The 11,756-nt window shown below is 69.5% G+C and carries 11 protein-coding genes; 7 read left to right on the top strand and 4 right to left on the bottom strand.

The window, feature by feature from the left end; all coding sequences use genetic code 11:
• The 6 genes from B2J89_RS04040 to B2J89_RS04065 all read left to right on the top strand — a co-directional run.
• Nucleotides 1-524 (top strand): glycine zipper 2TM domain-containing protein (locus tag B2J89_RS04040; RefSeq protein WP_169167943.1); only part of this gene is annotated, 524 nt, incomplete at its 5' end.
• 14 nt (nucleotides 525-538) lie between these two features.
• Nucleotides 539-1,249, top strand: coding sequence for a branched-chain amino acid ABC transporter permease (locus B2J89_RS04045; RefSeq protein WP_169167978.1), 711 nt, complete (start codon nucleotides 539-541; stop codon nucleotides 1,247-1,249).
• A 2-nt stretch (nucleotides 1,250-1,251) separates the two neighbouring features.
• Nucleotides 1,252-2,220, top strand: coding sequence for a branched-chain amino acid ABC transporter permease (locus B2J89_RS04050; RefSeq protein ID WP_169167944.1), 969 nt, complete (start codon nucleotides 1,252-1,254; stop codon nucleotides 2,218-2,220).
• Nucleotides 2,213-2,977, top strand: coding sequence for an ABC transporter ATP-binding protein (locus tag B2J89_RS04055; RefSeq protein ID WP_169167945.1), 765 nt, complete (start codon nucleotides 2,213-2,215; stop codon nucleotides 2,975-2,977). Before B2J89_RS04050 ends, B2J89_RS04055 begins: the two co-directional genes overlap by 8 nt.
• On the top strand, nucleotides 2,964-3,671 hold the full coding sequence (locus B2J89_RS04060; RefSeq protein ID WP_169167946.1) for an ABC transporter ATP-binding protein: 708 nt from the start codon (nucleotides 2,964-2,966) through the stop codon (nucleotides 3,669-3,671). The genes B2J89_RS04055 and B2J89_RS04060 overlap by 14 nt, the downstream gene beginning before the upstream one ends.
• A gap of 34 nt (nucleotides 3,672-3,705) precedes the next feature.
• Nucleotides 3,706-4,878, top strand: a complete 1,173-nt coding sequence (locus B2J89_RS04065) for an ABC transporter substrate-binding protein (RefSeq protein WP_169167947.1) — start codon at nucleotides 3,706-3,708, stop codon at nucleotides 4,876-4,878.
• Between the two features lie 149 nt (nucleotides 4,879-5,027).
• Here B2J89_RS04065 and B2J89_RS04070 read toward each other — a convergent pair whose 3' ends face one another.
• From B2J89_RS04070 to B2J89_RS04080, 3 genes are all read right to left on the bottom strand, one after another.
• Complete coding sequence (locus tag B2J89_RS04070) at nucleotides 5,028-6,737, bottom strand: long-chain fatty acid--CoA ligase (RefSeq protein WP_169167948.1); 1,710 nt, start codon at nucleotides 6,735-6,737, stop codon at nucleotides 5,028-5,030.
• 3 nt (nucleotides 6,738-6,740) lie between these two features.
• Complete coding sequence (locus B2J89_RS04075) at nucleotides 6,741-7,964, bottom strand: acyl-CoA dehydrogenase family protein (protein ID WP_169167949.1); 1,224 nt, start codon at nucleotides 7,962-7,964, stop codon at nucleotides 6,741-6,743.
• Nucleotides 7,965-8,088: 124 nt separating this feature from the next.
• Nucleotides 8,089-8,862: an SDR family oxidoreductase gene (locus B2J89_RS04080; RefSeq protein WP_169167950.1), complete on the bottom strand. Its 774-nt coding sequence runs from the start codon at nucleotides 8,860-8,862 to the stop codon at nucleotides 8,089-8,091.
• A gap of 265 nt (nucleotides 8,863-9,127) precedes the next feature.
• Here B2J89_RS04080 and B2J89_RS04085 point away from each other — a divergent pair, with 265 nt between their 5' ends.
• Nucleotides 9,128-10,933, top strand: a complete 1,806-nt coding sequence (locus B2J89_RS04085) for an acyl-CoA dehydrogenase (RefSeq protein WP_169167951.1) — start codon at nucleotides 9,128-9,130, stop codon at nucleotides 10,931-10,933.
• Nucleotides 10,934-11,093: 160 nt separating this feature from the next.
• Here B2J89_RS04085 and B2J89_RS04090 read toward each other — a convergent pair.
• Nucleotides 11,094-11,756, bottom strand: a 663-nt coding sequence (locus B2J89_RS04090; protein WP_169167952.1) for an IclR family transcriptional regulator, incomplete at its 5' end; no start/stop codon positions are given.

Here is an 11,756-nt window from a genome sequence, read left to right on the forward strand (position 1 = left end):
CGCCTTCCGCCCAGGCGCAGCTTGCGCAAACAGCTCCTGATTCGATAGCGAAATCGGCGCCGCCGTCCGCAGGGGCCGCAGCGCCGCGCCCGCAGCCGGTGGCACGCCTGGACGGGGTCCCCGCGCCGCAGGCCGCGGTGCGTGCGGCGGTCTGCGCGGTGTGCGGCCAGGTCGAGTCGGTGCAGGCCGTGCAGCAGGCGACGCCGGCCTCGGGCGTCGGCGCAGTGGCCGGCGGCGTGCTGGGCGCGGTGGTCGGCAACCAGGTCGGCAAGGGCTCGGGCCGCGCGGCGGCCACGGTGCTGGGCGCCGTCGGCGGCGGCTACCTCGGCCACACGGTGGAGCAGCGCACGCGCACGCAGACCGTGTACCAGGTGCGCGTGCGCATGGAAGACGGTTCGGTGCGCCAGTTCGAGCGCGCCCAGCCGGTGCCCGTGGGCGCGGCGGTCACGCTGCGCGGCAAGGGCTTCGCGCTGGGCCGCGGCGCCGCGCCCTCAGCGCAGGCGGGCGCTTCCACCAGGACGTGACGCTGTCGGAGGTGATGGCGCTGTCGGCCTGGGGCTGGAATTACTGGCTGGCCATGGCCGGCGCGGCGGCCTGCGTGGCGCTGTTGGCGGTGCTGGCCGAGCGGCTGGTGTTCCACCCGCTGCGCAACGCCTCGGGCCTGCACCCGATGATCGCGGCCATCGGCGTGCTGCTGTTCCTGGAGGCCGCGGCGCAGGCCATCTGGGGCGCCGACTTCCAGCGCATGCAGACGCCTTACACCAGCATCATCGACCTGGGCGGCATCACCGCGCCGGCGCAGCGCCTATTGATCATCGGCTCGGCCTTTGCACTGATGGTGGTGCTGCACCTGTTCCTGAAGAAAACGGTGGTCGGCTCGACCATCATCGCCATGGCGCAGAACCGCGACGGCGCCTCGCTCGTGGGCATCGACGCGCACCGCGTCGCCATGCTGACCTTCGCGATCTCGGGCGTGCTGGCCGCCGTGGGTGCCACGCTCTACGCACCGATCAACCTGGTCTACCCGGCCATGGGGCACCTGGTGATCACCAAGGCCTTCGTGATCATCATCCTCGGCGGCATGGGCAGCGTGCCCGGCGCCATCGTCGGCGGGCTGATCATCGGCTTTGCCGAGAGCTTCGGCGCCTACTACATCTCGACCGACTACAAGGACATCATCGCCTTCGTGCTGCTGGTGGCCATCCTGTCGGTGCGCCCGCAGGGCCTGTTCACCAAGGGAGCGCGCTAGCCATGAAGGCACCTCTGACAAGCCAGCTCGGCTGGGGGCTGCTGCTGGCCGCCGCGCTGGTGTTCCCGCTGGTCACCGGCAACGACTACCACCTCACGGTGATGAGCACGGCCTACATCTTCGCCATCGCCACCGTCGGGCTGAACCTCATCACCGGCTACACCGGCCAGTTCAACCTGGCGCACAGCGGCTTCATGGCCGTGGGCGCGTACACCGTGGGCATCCTCACGGTGGACCACGGCTGGTCGTTCTGGGCGGCGTTCGCGCTCTCGGGCGTGGTCACGGCGGCGCTGGGCTACTTCATCGGCATCCTGTCGCTGCGCCTCAAGGGCCACTACTTCTCGATCTTCACGCTGTGCGTGGGCTACATCATGTTTCTCGTGATCGAGAAGTGGGACGGCCTGACGCACGGCACCGTCGGCATCATGGGCATCCCCGCGCCCGGGCCCATCGGCGGCCTCGCGTTCGACACGCCGCTGGCGCTGTACTACCTCGTGCTGTTCTGGTTGGTGGTCGGGATGTGGGCGATGCGGCGCATCACGCGCTCGCTGCTCGGGCGCACCTTCGAGGCGATCCGCAACAGCGACGAGCTGGCCGAGGCTCTGGGCATCAATCTGATGCGCAACAAGACGCTGGCCTTCATGCTCTCGGTGTTCTACGCCGGCATGGCGGGCGACCTGTACGCGGGCTTCGTGCGCTTCATCGGCCCGGGCGTTGCCGGCGTCGAGCACACCTTCGACATGACCATGTACATGCTGGTCGGCGGGCTGGGCACGCTGCTCGGGCCGCTGCTGGGCGCGCTCACGCTGCCCTGGCTCACGCAGTACCTGCAGTTCCTGCAGGAGTACCGCTTCATCGTCTTTGGCCCCATCCTGGTGCTGCTGGTGATCTTCGTGCCGCACGGCATCGTCGGCAGCTGGCAGAGCTGGCGTGCGCGGCGCGCGGCCGCGGAGGGCCAGCGCCATGCTTAAGATCGACCACCTGACCAAGCGCTTTGGCGGCCTGGCGGCCGTGAACGGCGTCAGCACCACCATCGAGGCCGGCAAGATCAACGCCATCATCGGCCCCAACGGCGCGGGCAAGACAACGTTCTTCAACCTCATCAGCTGCGTGCACCGGCCCACCTCGGGCACCATCACCTTCGAGGGGCGCGACGTGACCTCGCTGCGCACCGACCAGGTGGCGCGCCTGGGCGTGGCGCGCACCTTCCAGACCACGGCGCTATTCGACGGCGCCACGGTGCTCGACAACCTGATCGTCGGCCACCGGCTGCGCACGCACTCGGGCCTGTTCGACGTGCTGCGCGGCTCGGGCCGGCTGCGCGAGGAAGAGCGCATCTGCCGCGAGAAGGCGCGCGACGCGCTCGACTTCGTCGGCCTCTCGCCCATCGCGCAGTGCCTGGCCGGCGACATCACGCAGGAAGAGCGCAAGCGCGTGGCCTTCGCGCTGGCGCTGGCCACCGACCCCAAGCTGCTGCTGCTCGACGAGCCCGCCGGCGGCGTGAACCCCGAGGAGACGCTGGGCCTGGCCGAGCTGATCCGCAAGATGGTGGCGAGCGGCCTGACGGTGTGCCTGATCGAGCACAAGATGAACATGATCATGAGCCTGGCCGACAAGATCCTGGTGCTCAGCTACGGCGAAAAAATCGCCGAAGGCACGCCCGCCGAAATCCGCGCCAACCCGGCCGTGATCGACGCCTACCTGGGGAGCGACCATGCTGGCATTTGACAACCTGTCGCTGCGCTACGGCAGCTTCCTCGCGCTCGACGGCGTGACGCTGCACGCCGAGGAAGGCGAGCTGGTCGTGCTGCTGGGCGCCAACGGCGCCGGCAAAAGCTCGATCTTCCTGACGGCCAGCGGCATCCACAGGGCGGCGGGCGGCAGCATCCGCTACGGCGACCAGGAGCTGGTCGGCATGAAACCCTCGCAGATCGTGCAGGCCGGCGTGGTGCAGTGCCCCGAGGGGCGCAAGCTGTTTCCGGGCATGACGGTGCTGAAGAACCTGCAGCTCGGCGGCTACGTGCACCGGCGCGCGCCGGCGCGCTGCCGGCAGATGCTCGACGAAGTGCTCGACCTCTTCCCGATCCTCGAAGAGAAAAAGGACGACCCCGCCGGGTCGCTGAGCGGCGGCCAGCAGCAGATGGTTGCCATCGGCCGCGCGCTGATGGGCCTGCCCAAGGTGCTGCTGCTCGACGAGCCGTCGCTCGGCCTCGCGCCGCTCGTCATCAAGCAGATGTTCGAGGTCATCCAGCGCATCAACCAGGCCGGCACCACGGTGCTGCTGGCCGAGCAGAACGCGTTTGCGGCGCTCAAGGTCGCGCACCGCGCGTACGTGATCGAGAGCGGCCGCATCGTCATGGAGGGCGCCCCCGACCGGCTGCTGGCCGACGACGCCATCCGCAAGGCCTACATCGGCGCCTGAGCGCCGCATCCCATCCACCCCTAGGAGACCAACCATGAAAAAGATCGCTTCCACGCTGCCCCTCTCGCGCCGCCGCATGACGGCCCTGGTGCTGGCCTGCACCGCGCTGACCGCCGGCCCGACCCTGGCGCAGGAGGTCGTGAAGATCGGCTACTCGGGCCCGCTCTCGGGCGGCGCGGCGCAGTACGGCAAGAACGTGCTCGATGGCGCGCTGATGGCCGTCAGCGAGGTCAATGCCAGCAACCCCGAGATCGGCGGCAAGAAGGTCAAGTTCGAGATCGTCGCGCTCGACGACAAGTACAACCCGAGCGAGACCGCCATCAACGCCCAGCGCCTGGTGCAGCAGCACAAGACGCCGGCCATCCTGGTGCCGCATTCGGGCGGCATCTTCGCGCTGCAGACCACCAACGAGGCGCAGAAATACCTCGTGCTGGCCTATAGCAGCGTGCCGCAGATCACTAACCGCGGCAACCAGCTCACGCTGCGCATTCCGCCCGAGTTCACCACCTACATCAAGCCCTTCTCGGCCTACCTGATGGAGCGTTTCGGCAAGAAGATCGCCCTGGTCGGCGCCGACCACGACTACGCCAAGGCCTGGGTCGCCGCGTTCAAGCCCGCCTGGGAAGCCGCCGGCGGCACCGTGGTGGCCGAGAACCCGATGTCGTACAACCGCGCGACCGACTTCTACAGCGGCGTGAGCAAGGCGCTCGCCGCCAAGCCCGACGTGCTGTTCGTCGGCGGCGCGTCCGAGCCCACGGGCCTGGTCGTCAAGCAGGCGCGCGAGCTCGGCTTCAAGGGCGGCTTCTTCGTGATGGACCAGGCCAAGCTCGATGAGATGGCCAAGGTCACGGGCGGCTACGCGGCGCTCGAAGGCGCCATCGGCGTGCTGCCCGTGGTCGAAGACCCGTCCGCCGCCATGAAGGGCTTTGTCGAGCGCTTCCACAAGGTCCATCCGAACCGCGACCCGGGTTCGGAATTCGTCTGGAACTACACCGCCGTGCACGCCACGCTCGCGGCCATGAAGATCGCCGGCACCACCAGCGACGCCGCCGCGATCCGCGCCCACCTCGACAAGGGCTACAAGGCGCTGACGCCGGCGCAGAACCCCGGCGGCGTGACAAGCGTGGACGGCAACGGCGGCGCCTCGACCGTGGAGCGCGGCGGCGCGGTCGAAGGCGGCAAGGTCAAGGTCATCATGTCCAAGTAAAGCCTGCGGTCGCAATGGCCGGTGCCGGCTGCGCTATCGGAGCGCAGCCGGCATTTTTTTGTCTCCGACCTGGAATTCCGATGAAAAGTGGCTTAAACGCTTGTTGGACAAGCGCTATAAGCTCACTTTTCAGGAGTGATGGTCCGGGGTCAGGGCCCTGCGGCCGCACTCTTTTTCTCGCGCTCCTGCAGTTCGCGCCACTGCACCTTGCCCGTGCCCGACTTGGGCAGGCGGTCGGCGAACTGCACCAGGCGCGGGCTCTTGTAGGCCGCCATGTGGGCGTGCGCCCAGTCGATGATCTCCTGCCCGGTCACGCGGTCCCGGAAGGCCTCGCGCAGCACGACCACGGCCTTGACGGTCTCGCCGCGGCGCGCGTCCTTGGCGGCGATCACGCAGACCTCCTGGATGGCCGGGTGGGCGTACATCAGCGCTTCGACCTCGGCGGGCCAGACCTTGAAGCCCGACGCGTTGATCATGCGCTTGAGCCGGTCGACCATGTAGAAGTAGCCGTGCTCGTCGGTGCGCGCGAGGTCGCCGGTGCGCAGGAAGCGCTTGCCGTCGATCTGCACGAACGCGGCGGCCGTGGCCTCGGGCTGGCCCCAGTAGCCCTGCATGACCTGCGGGCCGTGCACGATGATTTCGCCGACCTCGCCGGGCGGCAGCTCCTGCAGCGTGGCCGGGTCGACCACGCGCGCGTCCACGTCGAAGATCGGGATGCCCAGGCACTGCTTCATGGGCCGCTCGGGCGGGTTGATGTGCGTGGGCGCCATGGTCTCGCTCATGCCATAGCCTTCGAGGTAGTCGAGGCCGCACAGTGCTTTGAGCTGGGTGGCCACGGCCTCGGGCATGGCCGCGCCGCCGCCGCTCAGGCGCCGGATGCTCGAGAGGTCGCAGTCGGCCAGGCGCGGGTGGGACAGCAGGTCCACCACCATGGTCACGATCATCTGCGTGTTGCTGACCCGGTAGCGCCCGATGAGCTGCGCGGCCGCGTCGCGGTCCCAGCGCGGCAGCAGCACGATGGTGGCGCCGGCGTAGAGCGCGCCGTTCATGCCGTTCTGCATGCCGGTCACGTGGAACAGCGGCAGCACCACCAGCGAGACCGCGTCCTGCGGCGTGCCCAGCCACTGCGTGCCGGCCACGGTGTTGTACATGACGCTGCGGTGCGTGTGCATGCAGCCCTTGGGGTGGCCCGTGGTGCCCGAGGTGTAGGGCATCACGGCGAGGTCGTCGGGACCGGCCCGGAGGGGGGCCGGGCGCAGGCCGGCGGCCAGCGCCTCCGACCAGGCCACGGCACCGGGCTCGGCGACGGGCTGGCGCGGCGCGGCCACGAAGGCGGGCACGGGCAGGTCGGTGGGCGCGGTGAGGTGGTCGCTGTAGGCGGCGACCACGGCGTGGCGCAGGCCGGGCGCGCCGGGGTCGGCGGCCGCGCGCGCGCGGCCCTCGCGCAGCAGCGGCAGCACCTGCGCGAACAGGTCCTGCGGAGCCACGATGGCGCGCGCGCCGGCGTCGTCGACGTAGTGGCGCAGTTCCTCGGTGAGGTTCATCGGGTTCACGGGCACCACCACCGCGTCGGCGCGCAGGATGGCGTAGTAGGCGATCACGAACTGCGGGCTGTTCTGCAGGTAGAGCAGCACGCGGTCGCCCTTGCGCACGCCGCAGACCTGCTGCAGGTGGCCGGCCAGGCGCTCGGTTTCCTCCTGCAGCCGGGCGTAGCCCAGCACGGAGTCGTAGAACACGAGCGCGGCCTTGTCCGGGTAGCGCAGCGCCGAGACTTCGAGGTTGCGGTAGAGGTGCGTGGCGGGCACCGTGAGGTGGCGCGGCAGCAGGCGCGGCCAGTGGGCGAAGTGGCGGTCGGACATGGTTCAGTGCGCCTGGTAGCGGGCCAGTTCCATCTTGCCGATCTGGTTGCGATGCACCTCGTCGGGGCCGTCGGCAAAGCGCAGCGTGCGGGCCTGGGCGTAGGCCGCGGCGAGCGGGAAGTCGTCGCTCACGCCGGCGCCGCCATGCACCTGCATGGCCCAGTCGATGACCTGGCAGGCCATGGCGGGGGCCGCGACCTTGATCATGGCGATCTCCTTCTGCGCCACCTTGTTGCCCGCCGTGTCCATCATGTAGGCGGCGTTGAGCACCAGGAAGCGCGCCTGGTCGATCAGGATGCGCGCATTGGCGATGCGCTCGCGCGTCACGCCCTGGTCGGCAACGGGGCGGTGGAAGGCCACGCGGCCCAGCGCGCGCCGGCACATCAGTTCGAGCGCGCGCTCGGCCACGCCGATCAGGCGCATGCAGTGGTGGATGCGGCCCGGGCCCAGGCGCCCCTGGGCGATCTCGAAGCCGCGGCCCTCGCCGAGCAGCACGTTGCCGACCGGCACGCGCACGTTCTCGAAACGCACCTCGCCATGGCCGTGCGGCGCATGGTCGTAGCCGAAGACGGGCAGCGCGCGCTCCAGGGTCACGCCGGGCGCCTTCATGGGCACCAGCACCATCGACTGCTGGCGGTGGCGGCTCGGATGGCCAGGGTCGGTCTTGCCCATGAAGATCAGGATCTCGCAGCGCGGGTCGGGCGCGCCCGAGGTCCACCACTTGCGGCCGTTGATCACGTAGTCGTTGCCGTCGCGCTCGATGCGCGCCTCGATGTTGGTCGCGTCGGACGAGGCCACGTCGGGCTCGGTCATCGCGAAGGCCGAGCGGATCGTGCCGTCGAGCAGCGGCAGCAGCCAGCGCTGCTGCTGCTCTTCGGTGGCGTAGCGCACCAGGGTCTCCATGTTGCCGGTGTCGGGCGCCGCGCAGTTGAAGGCTTCGGGCGCCATGTGCGAGCGCCCCATGATCTCGCACAGCGGCGCGTATTCGAGGTTGCTCAGGCCCGCGCCATATTTCGACGCGGGCAGGAACAGGTTCCACAGCCCGGCCGCGCGGGCCTGGGCCTTAAGTTCCTCCATCACCTGCGTCGGCTGCCAGGCGTTGCCGGCCTTGCGGTTCTCGGCCACCTCGTGGTGGTAGACGGCTTCAGCGGGGTAGATGTGCTCGTCCATGAAGGCCGTGAGGCGCTGTTGCAGATCGATGACCTTGGGGGAGTAGGAGAAGTCCATGTGCAATCCTTTGCGGAAAATGGGGGTAATCGATGCCGTCGCGCGCTAATCCGCAGCCCATGCCACCGGCGCGGCCCAGGCCAGCCGCCGCCGCGCAAGGGCCACGCTGGGGTGTTGTCGCACTTCAGATCAGGCTGGCGCCGCCGTCCACCACGAGCGCCTGCCCGGTGATGTGGCGCGAAGCGTCGGACGCGAGGAAGACCACCGCGCCCTTGAGGTCCTCGTCGCCGCCGATGCGGCGCAGCGGCGTGCGCTCCTGCAGCGCAGGACCGAGTTTCTCGATCAGGCCGCTGGCCAGCTTGCTCGGGAAGAAGCCGGGGCAGATCGCGTTGACGCGGATGCCGTACGGTCCCCACTCGGACGCGAGCGTGCGCGCAAAGTGGATCGCCGCCGCCTTGGAGGTGTTGTAGGCGATGGTGTTCATGCCCGGCGGCGTGCCCTTGAGCCCGGCCACCGAGGCCGTGACGATGATGCTGCCGCGCCCCTGCGGAATCATGCAGCGCTTGCCGACCTCGCGCGAGAGGAAGAACGGCGCGTTCACGTTGAGGTCCATCACCTTGTGCCACGCGGCGTCGGGGTAGTCCTCGGCCTTGGCGCCCCAGGTGGCGCCGGCGTTGTTGACCAGGATGTCGATGCGGCCAAAGCGCGCCAGCACCTGGTCCACCAGCGCCGGGATCTGGTCGAACTTCGACAAATCGTTGACGATCGTCTCGACCTCGTAGCCCAGGCCCTCGAGGTGCTGCCGGGCCTGTGCCAGTTCATCGGCCTTGCGCGCGGTGATGGCGAGCCTGGCGCCCATTTCGCCGAGTGCCTCGGCCATCTGCAGGCCCAGGCCGCGCGAGCCGCCGGTGACCAGCGCGACCTGCCCGGTCAGGTCGAAAAGTTGTTTCACGCCCATGTCCGTACCCCCTGAAAAAGGACCTGCCCCCCTGCGCAGCGGGCCGCGCAGGGAATGAAAATTCTGCATTGCAGAAGCACTCCAGGACCATGCTAATGGCGCGCTCCCGCGCTGTAAACCGGCCCCTGTCGCCTGCGAAACTCTCGGCCATTGCCACGGCGGGCCGGGCTTTCTACGATGGCGGGTCCGCGGCGCACCTGCCCCTGCGGCACGCTGCGGCGTGCATCCTTTCCGTTTATTTCTGCAATGCAGAACAAAGGTGGCCATGCCCGAGTCTTCCCTGATCCAGCGCCGTGACCTCGACTTCCAGCTCTTTGAGGTGCTGCAGGCGCACCGGCTGGCCGAGCGCCCGCGCCATGCCGACCACAGCCGCGAGACCTTTGCCGCCGCGATCGACACCGCCCACGCGATCGCACAGGACAGGTTCGCGCCGCACAACCGCAAGTCCGATGAGCACGAGCCGACGTTTGACGGCGAGCGCGTGCACCTGATCCCCGAGGTGCGCGAGGCGCTCGACGCGTTCTGCGCTGCGGGCTTTCTGGCGCCCACCAAGGACTACGAGCAGGGCGGCATGCAGCTGCCCGTGGTGGTGGCGCAGGCCTGCTCGGCGCTGTTCAAAAGCGCCAACGGCGCCACCACCTCGTATGTGGGCCTGACGCTGGGCAATGCCAACGTGATCGAGCGCTTCGGCAGCGCAGCGCAGAAGCGCAAGTACCTCGGCGCGCTGCTGTCGGGGCGCTTCTTCGGCACCATGGCGCTGACCGAGCCGCAGGCCGGGTCGAGCCTGGCGGACCTGTCTACCCGCGCCACGCCGCAGCCCGACGGCAGTTACCGCATCCAGGGCAGCAAGATCTTCATCTCGGCAGGCGACCACGAGCTGCGCGAGAACATCGTGCACCTGGTGCTGGCGCGCATTGCCGGAGCGCCCGCGGGCGTCAAGGGCATCTCGCTGTTCACCGTGCCCAAGTTCCGCGTCCACGCCAACGGCAGCCTGGGTCCGCGCAACGGCGTGCGCCTCACCGGCCTGGTCCACAAGACCGGCTGGCGCGGCACCGCGTCCACCATGCTGTCGTTTGGCGAGGGCGGCGACTGCGAGGGCGAGCTGGTCGGCGCGCCGCACCAGGGCCTGGCCTGCATGTTCCACATGATGAACGAGGCGCGCATCGGCGTCGGCATGGGCGCGGTGATGTACGGCTACCGCGGCTACCTGGCGTCGCTGCAGTACGCGCGCGAACGCCTGCAGGGCCGCGCGCCGGGCGCCAAGGACCCGCTGCAGCCGCAGCTGCCGCTGGTGGCGCATGCCGACGTGCGCCGCATGCTGCTGGCGCAGAAGGCCTATGTCGAAGGGGGGCTCGCGCTGGGCCTGTACGCCGCGCGCCTGGTGGACGAGCAAAAAACCGGCGACAGCGACACGGCCCGCGCCGAGGCCGGCCTGCTGCTCGACCTGCTCACGCCCATCGTCAAATCGTGGCCCAGCCAATGGTGCCTGGAGGCCAACAGCCTGGCGATCCAGGTGCACGGCGGCTATGGTTACACGCGCGACTTCCCGGTCGAGCAGTACTGGCGCGACAACCGCCTGAACATGATCCACGAGGGCACGCACGGCATCCAGGCGCTCGACCTGCTGGGCCGCAAGGCCGTGATGCAGCAGGGCGCGGCGACGGCGTTGCTGGGCCGCGAACTGCAGGCCACGGTGGACGCGGCGCGCGCCTGGCCACGGCTGGCGCCGCACGCCGACGCGCTGCAGGCCGCCTGGGGCGAGGTGCAGGCCACGCTGGCCGTGCTCGCGCCGCTGCTGGGCCGCGACAGCGCGCGTGCGCTGGCCAATGCCGGCGTGTTCCTCGAAGCCTTCGGCCACACCGTGCTGGCCTGGACCTGGCTGCGCCAGGCCGTCGTGGCCGCCAGCGCGCTGGAGCGCGGCGCGGGTGGCGCCGAGGCCGATTTCTACCAAGGCAAGCTGCAGGCCTGCCGCTGGTTCTTCCACTGCGAGCTGCCGCGCACCGGGCCGCAGCACGCGCTTCTGCGCGGCCTCGACAACAGCGCGCTGGCGATGCAGGACGCCTGGTTCTGAGCCGGCCCCGGCCGGGCCTTGCGGGCGCGCTGCCCGCAGGCGGCTTGCGTCCAGAGGAAAATACCAGCCAAATCGGCCTCTGGCGCTGATGCATAAAGCGCTTTCAGCTATCAAAAGAAGAGTGAGGTGCCTCGGCCGACCCCGCCGCCGGGCGCAGTGTTCAGCGGTGCAGCGCGCTCTCGATGCGCGCGACCATGTCGAGGAAGCGCGGGCGCACCTCGTTGAGCAGGAACTCGGGCGGGAGGTTGAACGACGGCCCGCCGCAATTGATCACCATCGGCGGCAGCCCGCCCCCGGGGTCGAACGCCCGCGCGATGGCATTCACGTTCTTTTGCCAGTCGCCAAAGGAGGTCGTCACGCCGAGCGTGCGGTGGTCGTGCAGGGCTTTTTCGATGCCTTCGTGCACCTCGGGCCAGCCGCTTTCCTTGCGCGCACGCGCTTGGGCCAGCACCCCGTTGCGCTCGTTTTCGGGCACGGCGGCCAGCCAGGCCCGGCCCATCGCCGAGCGCGTGAGCGAAATGCGCGAACCCACGTCCAGGCTCAAGGCCAGCAGGGCCGAGCTGCGGCAGTTTTCGACATAGATCATCGACTGCCGGTCGCGCGTGCCCAGCGACACCTCTGCCTTGGCAAAGTCGGCCAGCGCCTGCATCAGCGGGCGCGCCACCTGGCGCACATCGAGCCGCACCAGCATGGCGCTGCCCAGCGACAGTGTGGCCGTGCCCAGGCGGTATTTGCCACTGTCTTCCAGGTGGATCAGGTAGCCCAGGCGCGTGAGCGTGGTCGTCAGGCGCGAGACGGTGGACTTGGGCAGCTGGCAGCGCTG

Source organism: Acidovorax sp. SRB_24 (assembly GCF_012931925.1).